Genomic DNA, 17,723 nt, shown 5'->3' with positions numbered 1-17,723 from the left:
GAAGACCAAGAAAGGCACGCCGTAACCGTTTCGTCACGAAACCACGTAAAGTCTTAAGGAGGGAACGGCGCGCCGCAGTGCAGCGAAGCTCAGTGCTCGTCGTGCTTTGCGTACGTGCTAGGCATAACCGGACAGCCCGGCTCGGGGCTTCTGAAATAGCGTATGATGAAGCTGATGCCAGCCACCATCAGCGCAATGCCCAGGCCGGTATAGAAAAACGCAAAGAACCAGTCCGGGATCAATCCCGACATGCGCAGGGCAATGCCGCCGCCCATCATGATGGACATCATGATATAGCCTTGCTTGTCGAAGAACTTCAGGATGAAGGTCCTGTCCTCCTCGTAGCCCCGAATACGCGCGGCATGCTTCTTCACCATCTTGGTGAAGATGAACACATGGAACAGCACGTAGACCACAATAATGCCCGCCAAAAGCGCCCAGGCTATCCAGCCCCAGTCGTGCCAGAATGCGCCCAGTCCGATGTTGGCGATGTTCGCGCCGGCGATGGCCCAGACGATACCGGCCACCAGCAGCAACTTATCGGTTGCGATCTTAAACATTCAGCTCACCTTTTCCCGGCGGCCGCAACCGTCGCTTCTTGCGTACACAGGACGTCGGCCTCTGCCGACGGCTCATACAGAGCTGCACGCAGCAGGGCCACGAGCACCCGGCTTTCCTCCTCGCCCGCGCACAGGCTGGCGATAAGGTTGTCCCGAACGAAAGCCGCCAACTGCTCCGGCTCCACCCCCAGGCGGGACGGATCGGCAGCACCGTCAGCCAGAAGCACGGCTAAAAGCCCGTCGCGCATATGGTCGAGTACTTGGGACTCGCGCATCTTGCCCGCATCGCGTCCTTGGATGGACAGGGCGCTGATCTGCGGTAGCCAGTCGGAGCGGAAGGATGCGAGAGCACTGCCCAAAGTCTCGCGTAAGCGGACGGTAAAGGCATCGAAGCGTTCGCCGGGAACGATGCGGCACAGGTCATCGGAGAAGGCATTGCGCCAGAACGTGCCGATAACCTCGACGACTAGATCGTCCTTCGTCGGGAAGTACTTATAGATCGTCCCAACGGACACGTCGCACGCCTCGGCCACGTTGCGAATACCCAAAGCCGGCAGTCCGCGCTCTTCCGCCAGAGTATAAGCCGCATGAGCGATCGTGCTGCGGTCGACGCCTTGCCGTACCACGGGCCTCGCCCCTTCCGTTTGTGAACAATGTTCATTGTATGCTTTGACCATTATAGCGGAGACATGAAACGAGGCAAATTTTTGAGCCAAATTTTTTGACTACCGGACCAGCCCGCAGCGACCATTCCGAGGACTCCGTTGCTGAAGACACCGCTACGGAGTCTCTTGACAGAGGCAGTCATCACGGCAGGAGGACAGGGCTCTGCCCAAAGAGGACGCATCGACGCTACAGTTCGCTCACCACGACGGTCACTTCGTCGCCGTTAACGGTCATGAACTGGCCGTACCTTACAACCTCGGTGCGCGTGTCCGTATTCTGCTGGTCGGAGCCCGGCTGAGCGGTGTTTTGGGCGGCGCCTTTCGTGCAACCGTGCAAAAACGGCATGAACGCAAGTGCGACGGCAACGGCCCAGGCCATCATCCCCAGTTTCTTCTTGCTCATGGCATTTCCCTTTCCACGCGGGTTGACGCGAGCATGCGCGCCAGTGCTTGTTGCCCCCGATTGTGGGGGGTCGAAAAGGAAATGAGCGGGTACAGGTGCGAAACGTCAGGCAGCGGTCAAACAGCCGCAACCGTTGCGCAAGATAGCATCGCAAGAGCGGCGGCGCTACCGCGCGCCAAGACGCAGTGTGGCACCAGGATGGCTAAGGCGGCGACGCAAAACGGACCCGGACAGACTGCCGACTTCAGCCGCGTGGATGCGCACGGTGGTGGACCTGCTTCAAACGCCCGGGAGAGAGGTGCGTGTATATCTGAGTGGTGGAAAGGCTTGCATGACCCAGCATCTCCTGCACGCTGCGCAGATCGGCTCCTCCGTCCAGCAAGTCGGTGGCAAACGTGTGGCGCAGGGCATGCGGCGAGAGCGTCTCGTCAAGACCCGCGGCACGCAACGCCTCTTTGAACATCTTGCGAATAGCATCGGTAGTCATGCCGTTTCCTCGCGTGGATACGAAGAAGAAGTCGCTCGCCTTGTCGCGTAGAAGCGTCGGGCGCGCTAGTAGCAGATAGGTACGCATAGAAGACAACGCCAGATCGTGCAAGGGGATGATGCGCTCCTTCGCACCCTTGCCGAACACCTTCACCTGGCCACGCTCAAAATCGACGTTCGCTGCCAACAGACCCGATGCCTCAGAAACGCGGGCTCCGCAAGCATAGAGGAACTCGAGCAGCGCCAGATTGCGCATATCGGTCGAAGTCTGCTCGCGAGGATTGCCTGCCGCATCGCGCTTGCCATAGACGGACAGCAGTTTCACCATGTCGGAAGTGCGGATAACGTGGGGCAGGCTCTTCTGCTGCCGCGGACCCGAGAGCACGCTGGCTGGATCGCAGTCAGTCCGCCCCGTCACATTGAGCCAGCGGAAGAAGCTGCGCAAAGCCGCCAGACGACGATTGATGGTCGTGCGCGAGTACTGTGCATGGTCAAGTTCCCCCAAGTAACGGCGCAACTGCTTATGCGTAGCCGTGAGGGGATCGATGTTCTCGCGCGATGCCCAGCGGGCGTAGCCCATAAGGTCGATACGATAGGCCCGCACGGTATGCACCGACGCGCCGTGCTCGACGCGCAGGGCATCGCAGAAACCCTCAACCAAGGATACGGTCTGCGGGTCGCAGGCATCCTCGTCGGGCGGAAGACCGACATCACCCATGGCTGGGGCACTCCCGCTCAGAGGAACCGCCTGAGCCGTCTTTGGCGCCGGTATCGAGTCCTCCGGTGGCGCTCTCTTGAAGAACGGAGGTCGCCTCCCCGGCCTCACCGGGAGCACAGCACGGCACGAGCCCTTTTGCCGCAAGCGCTGCGCGGTACGTCGCGAGGGCCTGGGCACCGCGGGCGGCATAGGCGGCGTAGCGGTCGCGCTTGTTGCGCACGCGCACGGCGAGCGGAGGCATGATGCCGAAGTTCACATGCAACGGCTGGTAATCCAGCGTGGCAGGATCGGTGGCATAGGCCAAAAGAGCACCGAAGGCCGTCTCGGTCGGCAGTGCAGGCAGGTTCTCCCCTGCCAGCTCGGCCGCAACCGCCAGCGCAGCATGCAGTCCCGAACGGATAGCCTCGCAATACCCTTCCGTACCCGCAAGTTGGCCAGCCACATGCACCGGGACGCCCAACGCGTCGGCCGCCGGCGTCGAGAGGCGCAAGCCGGCATCCAAAAGACGGGGCGCATCCATAAAGGTGTTGCGATGCATGACGCCCAAGCGCGCGAATTCGGCGTCCTGCAATCCAGGTATCATACGGAACACGCGCTTCTGCTCGGAAAACGTCAGGTTCGTCTGGAAGCCCACGAGGTTGTAACAGGTGCCATGCGTATCTTCTGCGCGCAGCTGAAGAGCCGCCCAAGGACGATGTCCCGTGCGCGGGTCGGTAAGCCCCACCGGCTTGAGCGGGCCGAAGCGCGGAGCATCGTGCCCCTTGCGCGCGATCTCCTCGATGGGCTGGCATGCCTGGAACAAATCACGCGCCTCGAAGTCGCGCAGGATAACACGCTCAGCTGCAACGAGTTCGGCGATGAACGCATCGTACTCCTCGCGCGAGAAGGGGGCGTTCAAGTAATCGCCCGCACCGTCGCCGCCGTCTTCATAGCGGCTCTGCCTGAACAGCAGCCCCTGGTCAAGCGAGTCGGCCATCACAATGGGAGCGGCTGCATCGTAGAATGCCAGGTGGTGGTCGCCGGTGAGCAAAGCCAGTCCTTCAGCCAGCGCATCGCTGGTAAGCGGCCCGGTTGCCACGATCAAGGCATCGGCCTTTGCCGCATAAGATGCCAAGTCGCGCGCTTCCTCGCGCACCAGCTCGATGAGCGGATGGGCACCGAGTCGCTCGGTAACATCGAGGGAGAACGCAGCGCGGTCGACTGCAAGCGCGCCGCCGGCCGCAACGCTGTGCCGCCGCGCGGCGGCCATCAGATCCGACCCAAGCGCCTCAAGCTCGGCTTTCAGCATGCCGGCAGCGCTTTCGGGCTTCATGCTTTTAAGCGAGTTCGAGCACACCAGCTCGGCGCACGCATCGGTAACATGCACCGGCGTGGGTACCTGCGGGCGCATCTCGACAAGCCGCACGCGAATTCCGCGGTCGGCAAGCTGAAGCGCCGCCTCGCTTCCCGCGAGTCCGGCACCAAGTATGGCAACTGTCTGAGGCATGTTCGCTAGGATACCCTACCCTGCCGCTTGCAAGGGCGGCAACAACGTGAAAATCGCAGGCATTACGCGACCGGTTCGCTGAGGTCATACAAGTCCTCAGGGCAAATATCCTGGCCTTCCGGCCAAGCAACCGACATGCCGTCGTACGCAACCCGCACCCGAGCAAAGTAGTCCCTATCCTTTAGCTTACTAAAGAAGCCGTTGTTGAAATAGGGCTCGACATCGAAACGCTTCGCCTCCCCATTCTCATACTCCAAAAGCAAGCGGCAATCGTCTAGGGGCGCTACGGCAACAATGGCAGGCTCGCCCGGCTCAAGACCCACAATAACATCCTCGGCAAACGAGTTGTTTCGCATACACAACACCACCTATCGCAATGGATCGATTCTAAACGGCTTCTCTCCGTTCAGAGCAAGAAACCAGTCGGCTTCAAGCTCTTCTCTATGGAGCATCAACCAGGCCTTCACCAAGGTTGCCTTTTTGCGAGGAAACCTACCCGAGAGCACCGTCCCATCAAAATCAATGGCAACTTTGAATTCGGCATATTCCGCATGGATATGAGGTCGATGATGCTTGCCGTTCGGTTCATTATACATAAGAATCACGATACCAAAGAACATGGAGATAACCGGCATGGAACACCCCCTCTTGATCGTTCACAAGATCAGGCCGCCCGGCCCCCAGCGACCGTCAGGATAGCGGACGATGGAGCCCGCGAGCTCGGCCTCGGCTAAATGCTGCATAAGCCAAGCACGAGGCTCCTCCTGTCCACAAAGCGTGCACGCGAGGACGTAGAGATCCTCCGGATGCTTCGTCTCGGCACGCAAGACAGCAACAAGCGCGCCACCCCCGTCAACTGTTTGCGACGAGGATGCCGTGTCCCGGCGGTCCTTCAGTGCAGAAGGAGGCTCCTTCAAGCAACCGAACAGCGAGAACAGCGCGTCGGCAAAGGAGTCGTCGTCCACGATCGGCAGAGCACCTTGATAGAGCAGGCGGTTCGCACCGCGCGATGAGGCCGAGGTGATGGCACCGGGAACCACCAGCACGTCACGGCCGGCGGCAAGCGCTTCGTCTGCCGTGGAAAACGTGCCCGAAGGAAGCCCGGCCTCTACGATGAGTACGGCTCTCGCCAAGCCGGCTATCAGGCGGTTGCGCAGCCGGAACATATAAGGCCGCGGCGAGCAGTTCCAAGGGCGCTCGGATACGATCGCGCCACCTGCGTCGACGATGTGCTGAAAGAGCCCTACGTGTTCGGCCGGGTACAGCTCGTCACAGCCCCCACCCAAAAACGCCACGGTCGGTGCGCCCGCCGCAAGCGCGGCCTCGTGAGCCGCAGCATCGCAGCCGCGCGCGCCGCCCGACACGATGACCACACCCCGCCGAGCCGCCATGCCCGCAAACCGTTGCGCACAGGATATCCCGTAGGGCGTGGCCTTGCGGGCGCCGACGACGGCCAGCCCTTCGCGAAGGGCATCCGGATCGCCCACCAGGTAAAGGCGCGGCGGTGGATCAGCTATGCGCGCCAAGGCAGCCGGGTAGCCTACGTCCGCACAGGAAAGCTCGATACGCTCGCCACGAAGCCTCATAGCCCCGTCCTTTCCCGCAAGCGAAATCCCAGGGCCTCGCACAAGTGACCTTTGGATACAGCGGGCGCCTCCTCCATGTCGGCAACCGTACGCGCCACCGTCAACGTGCGCATGATAGCGCGACCGCTCATGCAAGCCGCCTCCGTCGCCTCCTCGTAGAAGGCCCGATCGGCATCCGACAACCTGCAAGCGGCCACGAGCGCTGCCATACTGCCGTCGTCTTCGGCACGTGCCCGACGCCACGACGCGTACTCGCGTGCACGAAGGACACCCGCACGCAACTCTTCCGACGATGCGCCGCCGCCCGTGCCCAACACCTCGCGCGGCGGTATACGCCGCACGGCGATATGCAGGTCAATGCGATCCATGAGAGGACCTCCCACCCGGTTTTGGTACGCTTGCACCTGCGGCACCGTGCACGTGCAGGCATGCTCTGCATCGCCGAAGTAGCCGCACGGGCACGGGTTGGATGCTGCCACCAGCATGAAGCGAGCCGGAAACGCCACGTTTCCGTCGGCACGCGTGACCACAACCCTCCCCGATTCCAGCGGCTGGCGCAACGACTGCAATACCGAAGGTCTGAACTGCGGAAATTCATCTAAAAACAGCACTCCGCGATGCGCCAGCGACACCTCGCCAGGACGCGGCGGCGAACCCCCGCCCACCAACCCCGCCAAAGAGGCCGAGTGGTGCGGGCTGCGAAAGGGTCGCGCACCTCCCAATGCACCAGCAGGGTTCTCGCCGGCAACCGAGCAGATGAGCGCTGCCTCGAGGGCCTCCTGCTGATCGAGAGGCGGCAAAATGGAGGGCAGGCGCGATGCCAGCATGGTCTTGCCCGATCCGGGAGGCCCCGTCATAAGCACGCCGTGGTTTCCCGCCGCAGCAATCTGAAGAGCACGTTTTGCCAAGTCGTGACCTGCCACGTCCCGGAAATCAGGCATCGCGGCCTCGTAGCGAGGCGATGCCGCGTCTAAGACGGAAAGCTCTTCGGCGCGAAAGTCGGAGAGCTTGCGCACTCCACGCTGGACCAGCCCCTCAATGGCCACCAGCTCTTCGGGCGCCGAAGCGCAGACCAGGTCGCACCCACGATCGCGCGCGCAGAGGGCATAGGCCAAAAGCCCCGCCACCGGGCGCACCGACCCCTCCATCGACAGCTCCCCGACCAACAGGGCCCCCGCCACCGTCCGCATGTCCAACTGCCCTGTCGCCACCAACACGCCGACGGCGATAGGAAGGTCGAACCCCGACCCGGTTTTTCGCAAGGCGCCAGGAGCAAGGTTCACCACGATGCGCTCGTTGGGCATGGAGAAACCGCTCGCCCGCACCGCAGCTCGCACACGCTCACGTGCTTCCTGGATGGCGGCATCAGGCATGCCGACGATGCAGAACGCCGGTATGCCGCGGCCCACCACCACTTCCACATCCACCGGGACGGCCTCGATGCCGCGCAGCGTGGCTCCCTGCACCGCGCAACGTCCGAACATCGCGCTCACCCGGCCGCAAAGGCGTTGATATGGTGGCGTATGAGCGCCCGTTCGGGAGACACCACCACGAGCGAGACCACGTCGAAGCGCACGGGTACATCCACCACCTCGTAATCCTGCAAGAACAACGCGGCGATGCGCTCGTAGCGCCGTCGCTTCTTCGCGTCCACCGCTTCCGAAGGCAAACCTTTATCGGTAGAAGAACGTGTCTTCACCTCGATAAACACTAACGCCTCACCATCCCGCGCAATGATGTCCGCCTCGCCGGCCAAACACTTCCAGTTGCGCTCAACGATGTCGTATCCGCGCCGATCAAGGAAACGTGCCGCAGCATCCTCTCCCTTCCGGCCCAGCTCGACATTGCGCTTTCCCAAGGACGGCTCCGCCTCGGCAACCTCCCCCAAAGCCTCCGCTATCTTCTTCGAAGGCACCTTGCCCTTTGCCGACGAGCGACGTCCTCCTTCGGTTTTTCGTGTGGCACCCTGCTTTTCGGTCGGCCGTTTCTGTATAGCCGTACTGCCTTGATCCATATGATCGCCCCTTTCTTCTCTGGGAGCATCATAGAGCCGCAACCTTGCCGGGGAACCGTCAGCAGAGGGACATCGGAACCGTCCTGAACAGGCACGTTCCCGACACGCATCCGACACGTTTTACACACTGACACGGCACGGATCGCGCAGGTTTCCAGCAAAAAACTAGCAACTATGAAGCCTGCATTCGAATACGCAGGCCAAAAGCACGACGACCCGGGCTGCGACAGCAAGGGGAAACCCCCGCGGCACTGCCAGGGCGAAGGTGGAAAACTCAATCGAGGGAAGGTTCTTGCAGGCACCTAACAAGGCTGTTTGAACAAAATCGCCGATTGGCCGCATGGAAACACAAAAGAGGCAGCGACCCGTTCATGGCAAGACGGGAATTCGGCAGAGCAGGTGCGTGGATACCCCTAGAACAAGGACGGCTGCATGAAGGAAGTGCAAAACGAGGCACGGTGGATGGGCGTCAGCCCGAAGCGCTTGATGGCGTCAATATGGGCAGCGCTCGCGTAGCCCTTGCACGAATCGAAGCCGTACTCGGGATACTGCTGCGCATAGCGACACATGAGCGCATCGCGTTCGACCTTGGCAACGATCGACGCTGCAGCGATCGACGCGCATCGCGCGTCGCCTTTGACAACGTTCACCTCGCGCGCATCGAGGCGCAGCGGATTGCCGTCGAGCAAGATCACGTCGGGAACAACGCCTGCCTGCTCGATATGGGCCACGGCTCGTCGGAACGCCATCACAAGCGATGCCGTCATACCGGCGGCATCGATGTCGGACGCCTCGATGTACTCGACCGTCCAAGCCACGGCCACCTGCTTCACCCTCTCGGCAATATATTCTCGCATTTCGGGTTTGACCTGCTTAGAATCGTTCAGACCCTCGATGGGGGCATCGAGGGGCAGCACGACGGCACCTACCGCAAGGGGACCGGCAAGAGGCCCTCGCCCCACCTCGTCTAACCCGACAACCACACCGCTCCCCCGCCCGGCCGCAAGCGTGCGCTCGTAGGCATAGAGCGACGCAAGGCGCTGCCGCTCGGCCTGTTCCGCCTCAAGACGCCGCCGCGCCACCTCCACGGCATCGCGTACGCCCTTGCGCACGTCGGCCACAAGCGATCGCTCCAGCACGGCGAATTCCTGCATGCCCGCCTCTTGCAAACGAAGCTTTATTTCCGCAACGGTGGTGCCCATGAGCACTCTTTTCCCTCAAGTTTCCAAACAACCCCAGCAAGCAAGGTACCTATACCATGAAGACGTACCCTGCTTTTCGCGCAAAGCGCAGAAACGACCATGCCGATCTGCCTAAGATAGCAAAAGGACCCCGGCATCGACCATCGCCTCGTCATGCGGCCGAACGCGCTTTCGCACGCGAGGGCAAGCATGAAAGGAGCGAAGATCAGTACCAGGGTCCTCGTAGCGTCGAACAATTCAGCCAGCCTGCAGGCTGGCTGAACAAGAAACTCTTACCTGAAGGCCTTCTCTTTGATCTTGGCGGCCTTGCCCACCTTGTCGCGCAGGTAGTACAGCTTGGCACGACGCACGTCGCCCTCGCGGACAACCTCGATCTTCTCGATCTTCGGGGAATGCACGGGGAACGTACGCTCCACGCCGATGGAGAAGCTGATCTTGCGCACCGTGAACGTCTCGCGGCTGGAAACGCCGTGGCGGCGAATGACGTCGCCCTGGAACACCTGGACACGCTCGCGGCTGCCCTCGACGATGCGGTAATGGACCTTCACGTTGTCGCCCACATTGAAATCAGGAAGGTCCTGCTTGATCTGCTGTTGTTCGATAGCGCGAATGATGTCCATGTTCTTTATCCTTCTATGTGTTCAAAAAATAAAACTTGTAACGTGTTCTGAGTAAAGACACGATTGGAAAGTATACCTCTCAACGTGCCTCTACGCAAGGAGAAACGCTCATCTTGATGCGATTTTTCTCAAAACCGCGTATCTTTCACGCAATATGCAAAAGCGCAGCCCGGTCTTAGAGGAACATGAGCAGCGCATAAGCGGCCACGCCGGACACGGCACACCACAAAAGCGACTTCGTCCTCCACGCCACCAGGGCCACTACGCCAGCAGCCACCAGCGGGGCCGCAGCCGGCCAAAGGCCTGCATCGAACATACCCGGCGACAAAAGGTCGTTCGCCACCAGCGCGGCGAATGCGGCGGGAGGGATGAACCCGAGCGCCCGCTCGACGCCTTCGGGCAGCTGCTTTCCCTTCAGCAGGAACAACGGCAGCACGCGGCACACCAGCATCGTGACCGCGCAGCACACAAACACGATAAGGAAGTCGCCCCAACCCATCGGCTGCATCTACCCACGCTCCTTGGCCCAGGTGAACAGTAGGGCAGCCATGACACCGACCAGCGCACCTATGAGGATAGCCGGGCCTCCCAAGCCGACGGTCTTGCAGGTGAACACGCCGAGCATCGCGGCGCCCGCCGCCACGAACGTCGCAGCAGAGGCTTTCTGGGACACCAGTAGGCAGACGAAAATGGACGTCATGGCAAAGGCAGCAATAGCAAGCGGCACGCCAATGGCGTTTCCTACCAGCACACCCGCGATATTCGAGAGCGTCCAGGAGCTTTGCGACATGAGGTTCACCGCCGTGGCGCGGCCGACCGACCAGTCGCCTTGCGCGAATTTGGCCGTGTTCACCCCATAACTCTCGTCGGTGACCGTGGCGGCGAACAGGAAGGCCAGGCGTTTCTTCACGCCCTCGCAACGCGGAGCGAACGAGGCGGCGTAGAGCGTTTGGCGGGTGTTCACCAGCGACACACTGGCGATGATGGAGGCGATGGGCGATGCCGCCAACCACATGTTCGGGATCATGAACTGCCCGGCACCCGAATAGAACAGCACCGAGAACAGCAGCACCTGCACCGCATCCAGCCCGATAGACGAACACAGGATGCCGCACGGCAGGCCGATAGCCACGTAGCCCAACATGATGGGCAGCGCGGCTGAGAACGACTGGCGTATGTGATCCTGGGAAAGCATAGCCAGTCGATTATACAAGTTTCATGCACGTGCGCAAGAAATTCCTTGAGCAGCGCAAGCCCGCATGGAAAAGAGCACGCGGCTCACAAGGTCAAAACCTCTCACGGCGCTGCTTAATAATGCAGCGAATGCGGCACGAACAACTGCTGGAACTGGTTTTTGGCATAGCGGTCGGTCATGCCGGCTACAAAGTCGCACACCGCCCGTAAGTCGTCGCCCTCCGAAATGGCACGGTACTCCTGCGGTACCTCGCCGGTATGCTCAACGTAGTAGTCGAACAACGAGGTTATCAGATAGGTGGCCTTACCCACTTCAGCCAGCACGACCGGGGCCTGGTACACGTGCGCGAACAGGAACGACCGCAGCTCCATCATGGCATTCCAAACAGAATCGCTCATGCGGATATCGTCAAGGGCAGCCGACGTCTCCACCATGTCCAGCACCAGCGTCTCGATGCGCGAAGAGTGGTCGGGGCCCAACACGGCATGCGTTGATGCAGGCAGATCGTCTTCAGCCAAGATACCGGCACGGATGGCATCGTCGATATCGTGGTTCACATAGGCGATACGGTCGGCCGTACCCACGATGCGCCCTTCGAGCGTCTCGGCACGCAAGGCTCCCGTATGGCTGAGGATGCCGTCGCGCACCTCGGGCGTCAGGTTCAGACCCTTTCCGCCGTTCTCGATGCATTCGACCACGCGCAGGCTCTGCTCGTTGTGGCGGTAGAGCAGCGCCGCTTGTGGAGACTGCGGGTCGATGCCCCGATGGCGTGCCAAGCAATGCGACAGCGCATCCTCTCCCGTATGCCCGAACGGCGTGTGCCCCAGATCGTGGCCGAGCGATATGGCCTCTGTCAAATCCTCGTTCAACCCCAGTGCGCGGGCAATGGTGCGCGCGATCTGGGAGACCTCCAGCGTATGCGTGAGCCGGGTGCGGAAGTGGTCGCCCTCGGCGGCTAGGAATACCTGGGTCTTGTGCGACAGGCGACGAAACGACTTCGTATGCAGTATCTTGTCGCGATCGCGTTGGTAGTCGTTGCGCAGGATGTCGGGCTGGGCGGAGCGTGCGCGCCCCTCGCTCTCGTCGGCGAACGCCGCATCCGGGGAAAGCGCCTCGTGCTCGCGCTGCTCTTGGTCCTCGCGGTAGATGATGCGCATGGGAGCCTCCTTGCGACTTGTTGCGTGAAATTCATTCTACCAGACGAGGAAGCGCAGCCGCAGGCAAGTCGAAGAGCGACGCTTATCTTTTATGCCCAAACGACCCGGTTGACCCCCAAACGGACGCCCCGCCGAAAGCACTGCACGGGCCGGGCGAAACCGGAAACCGGAAACCGGAAAAGGGCTAGCGCAGCTCCCCCGGCGCGAACACCCCACGTTCGGTAACGATGGCGGTAATCAGGCTGGCAGGCGTCACGTCGAAGGCGGGGTTCCACACGTCCACGCCAGCCAAGGGGTACGGCAGCACCTCGGAAGGATCGCGCTCCTCGATAGGAATGCCCGAGCCGTCGGCCAGCGAGAAGTCGATGGTAGACGTAGGCGCCGCCACGTAGAACGGAATGCCATGGTGGCGCGCCAGCACGGCCACACCGTACGTGCCTATCTTGTTGGCCGTGTCGCCATTGGCGGCGATGCGATCCGCGCCGACGAGCACGGCATCCACCCGGCCGGCCGCCATCAGGCTTGCCGCCATGTTGTCGCAGATAAGCGTACAGGGAACGCCCGCACGCGACAACTCCCATGCCGTCAAGCGCGCACCCTGACCCACCGGGCGCGTTTCGTCGGCGTACACGCGCTCCACCAGACCTCGCTCGGCAGCCGCGTACACGACCCCCAGGGCCGTGCCGTAGAAGGCAGTGGCCAAGCTGCCCGCATTGCAGTGCGTGAGCAAGCGGCTGCCCGGTCCCACCAGCTGGGCACCATGGGCACCGATAGCGCGGTTCACGGCCTCGTCCTCCGCCTCCATGCGCTGCGCGTCGGCGAACAGCGCATCGGCGACCTCGTCCGGGAACGCCCCTTCATCGGCGAGCGCCCGCGCCCGATGAGCCGCGCGGCGCACCGCCCATTCCAGGTTCACGGCCGTCGGACGCGCAGCGACGATCTCGTCGACTACCGCTTCCAGCTCCTCGAGGAATCGAGAGGCCGCCGGGTCGCACCCATGCGAGCACGCACGCGACGCGCCCTCGTTGCAGGCCCAAAGAGCAAGCGCCGCCGCACCCGCAATGCCGATGACCGGAGCCCCGCGCACGGCAAGCGTCTTGATGGCATCGACCACCTGGCGCCACTGCCCCGTACGCTCGAACGCCAGCACCTCTGGCAGCTTGCGCTGGTCGATATAGGAGAAGCAAGCGCGCCCTTCCCCGTCGTGCTCAAGCGCGACGGTGCGCGGCAGATTGTCCAAGCGTATCTCGTTCGCCATGAGAAACGTCCTTTCGCAAGGGGTGCGGCATACCGTCGACAGCCTGGAGAGACCGCGAACGGACAACACGTAATGGCTTCATGACCGGGGGACAACGGTTCGGTTGAGAGCGTCCGCCATCGGGTATCGTCCCGCCTATAGTAACCGAGAGACCAACCTGCCTTTCATATGAGGAAGGGAACACTATGAAATCCCACAGCGACCATGCGCGCCCATCGGTATCCCCCGCGGCGGTCAAGCGTGCGCACGCCGGCGCGGCACCCGGCGAGCCTGCACGAACCACAGCCCCGCCTGCTTGGCATGCCAAGCAGGCCGAGGACGTATTCGAAGCCGTGAAATCGGCTCCCGAAGGGCTCTCCAACGCCGAGGTGCGCCGCCGTCTAGCCGAGAACGGACCCAACGAACTGGCTTCCAAGCCGCCCAAAACGCTCGGCGCCATGATACGCGAGCAACTGGGCGACCCGATGGTGCTCATCTTGCTGGTAGCAGCCGTGCTATCCGCCCTCCTGCAGGAATGGGCCGAAGCCGGCATAATCGCCGCCATCGTGGTGGTGAACGCCGTCATCGGCATCGTCCAGGAGCGCAATGCGCAGTCCTCGCTGGAGGCGCTGCGTAACATGAGCGCGCCGAGCGCCCGCGTCGTGCGCGACGGCATCGAGGAGATCGTGCCGGCCCGCGACCTGGTGGTGGGCGACATCGTTCAACTGGGTGACGGCAGCATGGTACCTGCCGACCTGAGGCTTACCCAGGCAGCCAGCCTGCGCATCCAGGAATCCTCGCTCACCGGCGAGTCGGTAGCCGTCGAGAAGGATGCCGCCGCCACGGTGGCAGTCGGGGCGCCCCTGGGCGACCGGGCCACCATGGCGTTCGCCACCGCCATCGTTACCGGAGGACGCGGCACCGGCGTGGTCACCGCAACCGGCATGCACACCGAAGTGGGGCAGATCGCTAGCCTATTGGAGGGCGACGAGGAGCTGGACACCCCCCTCAAGCGCAAGCTCGCCTCGTTCGGCAAGCTGCTCACCATCATCGGCGTAGCGGCCGCAGTCGTCGTGCTGGCCATCGGCATGGCCTACGGCCGCCCCTTCGCGCCGATGCTGCTGCTGGCCATCTCGCTGGCCATCTCCGTGATCCCCGAGAGCCTGCCGGCCACCGCCACCATCGTCATGGCGCTGGGCGTGCAGCGCATGGCGAAGCACCAGGCGCTCGTGCGCCGTTTACCTGCCGTCGAGACGCTGGGAGGTGCCACGGTCGTCTGCACAGACAAGACCGGCACGCTCACCGAGAACCGTATGAGCGTCGTGCGCGTAGCGCTCGGCCCCGACCTCGACCGCGACGGCGCCGACACACCTGGCGAGGCAGCACATGCGCATCCGGCCTTGTTCGGCGACCTGGCGTTCGTGGCGGCGCTGTGCAACGACGCCAACTTCGCAGAGAGCGAAGGAGGCGCGCAGAGCAAGCCGGGGAATGCCCCCGACAACTCTGCCGCACAAGCCGCATCCCCGGGATCCATCATCGGAGACCCCACGGAAGGCGCACTTCTCATGCTTGCCCGCGACCACAACATCGACCCTTCCGAGCTGCGCGGTGCTTACCCGCGCCTCGCCGAGCGCCCCTTCGATTCGGACCGCAAGCGCATGAGCACCGTGCACGAGCGCGACGGTCAGGTTGTGGCCGCCGTGAAAGGCGCACTTGACGGCATGCTGCCCCGCTGCGCCTTCCTCATGGACGATGGCGGTCCGCGGCCGATGACCGAGGAGGACCGCGCCCATGCGCTTGCGGTGGCAGCACAGCTTTCCGGCGAGGCCTTGCGCGTGCTGGCATTCGCCCTGCGCGCACTGCCCGGCGTTCCGCCCGAGAGCGAGGACATCGAGCAGGATCTGGTGCTGGTAGGGTTGGTGGGCATGATGGACCCGCCGCGCCCCGACGTGCGCGCCGCCGTGGAGACCTGCCGCACCGCCGGTGTGCGCACGGTCATGATCACCGGCGACCACGCCGCCACCGCCCGCGCCATCGGTGCCGAGCTGGCTATCTACCGCCCCGACGACCTGGTGGTCACCGGCGAGGAGCTGGACCAGATGGACGACGCCCAGCTCGACAAGGCCGCACGCCGGGCCACCGTGTTCGCACGCGTGTCGCCCTTCCACAAGCTGCGCATCGTGCGCGCGCTCAAGGCAGACGGCGAGGTCACGGCCATGACCGGCGACGGCGTGAACGATGCGCCCGCGCTCAAGGCCGCCGACATCGGCGTGGCCATGGGCATCACCGGCACCGACGTGGCCAAGGACGCCTCGGACATGATCTTGCTAGACGACCGCTTCACCACCATCGTCTACGCGGTGAAGGAAGGTCGTCGCGTGCACCGCAACATCCAGAAAGTGGTGCAGTTCCTCGTAGCCGACAACCTGGCCGAGATCGTCGTGCTGCTTATCGCGGTGGCGCTGAACTGGAACGCGCCGCTGACTGCCGTGATGATCCTGTGGGTGAACCTGGCCACAGCGACTTTGCCCGCGCTCGCGCTGGGCGTGGAGCCCGCAAGCAAGCACATCATGGAGCATCCTCCCCTGCGCGCAGGCACGCTGCTGGAACCGCGCCTTATCAAGCGCGTGGTGTTCCAGGGCCTGTTCGTGGCCGCCTTCGCACTGCTCGCCTTCGTCATCGGCCGCGACCTGGGCGGCAACGAGGCAGTCGGGCGCACCATGGCCTTCGCCGTGCTGACGTTCTCGCAGGTGCTGCGCTCGCTGAACCAGCGCTCGACCACCGACCCCCTCTGGAACCGCGAGGGCGGGCGCAATCCTCAGCTGGGATGGGCCGTTGCCGCCAGCACGGCGCTGGTGCTGGTCGTGCTTCTGGTGCCCCCCGTGCTAGATGCCTTCGGGGGCGCTCCCATGGATGCCTGGCAGTGGGCGGTCGCAGTGGGCCTGGCCGTGCTCTCGCTCGTGCAGACCGAGATCGCCAAGGCAATAGGCAGGTGGCGAGAGGAGAAGCGGACTGCGTAGCAAGCGTGGCGACCGGGCAAGGCCAGTATAGTGGCGCATGACGCGAAGGCACCCCTTCGTCCTATTCTAGCAAACAGAAGCGAGACGACGCGTGAGGCCAAGATACTCTCGACCCCCTGGCTGCCCGAAAGCCGAGAACTGATCGTCTATACTGAGCAAAAGGATGCAGCTGCCCATTCAGCGCGCATCCATTTGCTGCGGACGGTTGGAAGGAGAGGCTGATGGACGATATCCGGTTCTCGTGCTTGAGCTGCACCGGAGAGGCATGCGAGTTCGAGACGGGCGGCAACCCGCCCCAGTGTGTCGAGGGGTTGGCGAGCGATGCTGTCAAGCAGGAGGTACACGACCGCTACCGCGAGCCGGACAACCATCGCATCATGAAGGCAGCTGCCCTGACAAGCGCACGCTGCGGCAACCTTACCCGCGTGCAGGAGACGATGGAATTCGCAGCGCGCATCGGTGCGCGCAGGATAGGCGTGGCAACCTGCACGATGCTGCTCGAAGAGAGCCGGATACTGCGCAAGCTGCTGGAAAATGCCGGCTTCGAGGTGTTCGGCGTGGCCTGTAAGGTAGAGGGGAACCATCGGTCTGACCTCGGCCTTCCGCAGGCAGACGGAGCGGAAGGGTCCGTGCTGTGCAATCCCCTCATGCAAGCCCGCCTGCTGGAGGAGGCCCACACCGACCTGAATATCGTCATGGGGCTGTGCGTGGGCCACGATGCGCTGTTCTACCGCTACTCCCACGCCCCGGTCACGACACTCGTAACGAAGGACCACGTCACCGGCCACAATGCCTGCGCCGGCCTCTACGCCTCGAAATCCGTGTACCGCAAGCGCCTCCGTGAGACCATCGAAGCATGCCGAGAAGGCACCCTGCCGATGGAGTAAGGCCAGGCAACACGGTTCCGTCGACCTGCAAGTTCGCACTCTAGACATCCGCCGCAAAAAACAGCGCACTCGGTTTTGGCGGCCCCGTAAAATAGGAGCAGCCTATGGCAGATTATCTGGATTACCTCGAAGACAGCCCTGACGTAGTTGCAAGCAAGGACAAACTATCCAGGATTATCGTTATCGCAACATACCTTGGGATATGGGCAATTACACTCATGGTATTTTGGTTCTTTACTAGAGGCTCGGATGCAATGGGATATGCCCTTGTGTTTATGTGGGTCGTACTTCCAACGACAACCTTTGCGCTTTCTCTGGTGATCGGCAAAAACAATTACTGGGGGAAAGCGAAATGGGTTTCTCCCGTCGTTTTCGGAGTTATGTACATGCTTGCCGGATATGCAACATTGAGCGCTGCCAACATGGCTGCGTTCAACAAGGTAACTATGCCTGAGTTTGCAATGATTCCCGTTGGCGCGATTATTTC

The 17,723-nt window shown here is 62.6% G+C and carries 19 protein-coding genes; 3 read left to right on the top strand and 16 right to left on the bottom strand.

Going from position 1 to position 17,723, the window contains the following annotated elements; genetic code table 11:
* Nucleotides 1-89 precede the first annotated feature (89 nt).
* From RR842_RS04820 to mtnA, 16 genes are all read right to left on the bottom strand, one after another.
* Nucleotides 90-560, bottom strand: a complete 471-nt coding sequence (locus tag RR842_RS04820; protein ID WP_332514380.1) for a hypothetical protein — start codon at nt 558-560, stop codon at nt 90-92.
* 5 nt (nt 561-565) lie between these two features.
* On the bottom strand, nt 566-1,186 hold the full coding sequence (locus RR842_RS04815) for a helix-turn-helix domain-containing protein (RefSeq protein WP_332514379.1): 621 nt from the start codon (nt 1,184-1,186) through the stop codon (nt 566-568).
* A gap of 226 nt (nt 1,187-1,412) precedes the next feature.
* Nucleotides 1,413-1,628, bottom strand: a complete 216-nt coding sequence (locus tag RR842_RS04810; protein WP_332553556.1) for a hypothetical protein — start codon at nt 1,626-1,628, stop codon at nt 1,413-1,415.
* A gap of 244 nt (nt 1,629-1,872) precedes the next feature.
* Complete coding sequence (locus RR842_RS04805) at nt 1,873-2,832, bottom strand: tyrosine recombinase (protein WP_332513311.1); 960 nt, start codon at nt 2,830-2,832, stop codon at nt 1,873-1,875.
* Entirely contained in the window at nt 2,825-4,318 is a 1,494-nt protein-coding gene (trmFO, locus tag RR842_RS04800) for a methylenetetrahydrofolate--tRNA-(uracil(54)-C(5))-methyltransferase (FADH(2)-oxidizing) TrmFO (protein ID WP_332729121.1), read from the bottom strand. Before trmFO ends, RR842_RS04805 begins: the two co-directional genes overlap by 8 nt.
* A gap of 62 nt (nt 4,319-4,380) precedes the next feature.
* The gene (locus RR842_RS04795; protein ID WP_332513308.1) at nt 4,381-4,674 is read right to left on the bottom strand and encodes a DUF2442 domain-containing protein; all 294 of its coding nucleotides are present in this window, start codon (nt 4,672-4,674) and stop codon (nt 4,381-4,383) included.
* 12 nt (nt 4,675-4,686) lie between these two features.
* On the bottom strand, nt 4,687-4,953 hold the full coding sequence (locus tag RR842_RS04790; protein WP_332513307.1) for a DUF4160 domain-containing protein: 267 nt from the start codon (nt 4,951-4,953) through the stop codon (nt 4,687-4,689).
* Between the two features lie 21 nt (nt 4,954-4,974).
* A complete protein-coding gene (dprA, locus tag RR842_RS04785; RefSeq protein ID WP_332723846.1) occupies nt 4,975-5,904 on the bottom strand; it encodes a DNA-processing protein DprA in 930 nt (309 codons plus the stop codon).
* Nucleotides 5,901-7,388, bottom strand: a complete 1,488-nt coding sequence (locus RR842_RS04780; RefSeq protein WP_332553559.1) for a YifB family Mg chelatase-like AAA ATPase — start codon at nt 7,386-7,388, stop codon at nt 5,901-5,903. The genes dprA and RR842_RS04780 overlap by 4 nt, the downstream gene beginning before the upstream one ends.
* Before the next feature lie 5 nt (nt 7,389-7,393).
* Nucleotides 7,394-7,918, bottom strand: coding sequence for a YraN family protein (locus RR842_RS04775; protein WP_332513303.1), 525 nt, complete (start codon nt 7,916-7,918; stop codon nt 7,394-7,396).
* A gap of 413 nt (nt 7,919-8,331) precedes the next feature.
* Nucleotides 8,332-9,120, bottom strand: a complete 789-nt coding sequence (locus RR842_RS04770) for a ribonuclease HII (protein ID WP_332513301.1) — start codon at nt 9,118-9,120, stop codon at nt 8,332-8,334.
* A 272-nt stretch (nt 9,121-9,392) separates the two neighbouring features.
* On the bottom strand, nt 9,393-9,740 hold the full coding sequence (rplS, locus tag RR842_RS04765) for a 50S ribosomal protein L19 (RefSeq protein ID WP_332513300.1): 348 nt from the start codon (nt 9,738-9,740) through the stop codon (nt 9,393-9,395).
* A gap of 175 nt (nt 9,741-9,915) precedes the next feature.
* Nucleotides 9,916-10,248, bottom strand: coding sequence for an AzlD domain-containing protein (locus RR842_RS04760; protein WP_332513299.1), 333 nt, complete (start codon nt 10,246-10,248; stop codon nt 9,916-9,918).
* Complete coding sequence (locus RR842_RS04755) at nt 10,249-10,935, bottom strand: AzlC family ABC transporter permease (protein ID WP_332513298.1); 687 nt, start codon at nt 10,933-10,935, stop codon at nt 10,249-10,251.
* Nucleotides 10,936-11,048: 113 nt separating this feature from the next.
* Nucleotides 11,049-12,092 (bottom strand): deoxyguanosinetriphosphate triphosphohydrolase, encoded by a 1,044-nt coding sequence (locus RR842_RS04750; protein WP_332513297.1) that lies wholly within the window; start codon nt 12,090-12,092, stop codon nt 11,049-11,051.
* 184 nt (nt 12,093-12,276) lie between these two features.
* Complete coding sequence (gene mtnA / locus RR842_RS04745) at nt 12,277-13,350, bottom strand: S-methyl-5-thioribose-1-phosphate isomerase (protein WP_332513296.1); 1,074 nt, start codon at nt 13,348-13,350, stop codon at nt 12,277-12,279.
* Between the two features lie 185 nt (nt 13,351-13,535).
* Between mtnA and RR842_RS04740 the strand changes: the two genes are divergently transcribed.
* The 3 genes from RR842_RS04740 to RR842_RS04730 form a co-directional block, all read left to right on the top strand.
* Nucleotides 13,536-16,349: a cation-translocating P-type ATPase gene (locus RR842_RS04740; RefSeq protein WP_332729120.1), complete on the top strand. Its 2,814-nt coding sequence runs from the start codon at nt 13,536-13,538 to the stop codon at nt 16,347-16,349.
* 221 nt (nt 16,350-16,570) lie between these two features.
* Nucleotides 16,571-17,236 carry a DUF1847 domain-containing protein gene (locus tag RR842_RS04735; protein ID WP_332521359.1) on the top strand — a complete coding sequence of 222 codons (666 nt, stop codon included), beginning with the start codon at nt 16,571-16,573 and terminating at the stop codon, nt 17,234-17,236.
* A gap of 104 nt (nt 17,237-17,340) precedes the next feature.
* The coding region (locus RR842_RS04730) for a hypothetical protein (protein ID WP_332729119.1) at nt 17,341-17,723 on the top strand (383 nt) is incomplete at its 3' end.

This window comes from Gordonibacter sp. (genome assembly GCF_036667095.1).
Classification (GTDB): Bacteria; Actinomycetota; Coriobacteriia; order Coriobacteriales; family Eggerthellaceae; genus Gordonibacter.
The sequence above is the reverse complement of the archived record's forward strand: the minus strand, read 5'-3'. Positions and strand labels throughout refer to the sequence as shown.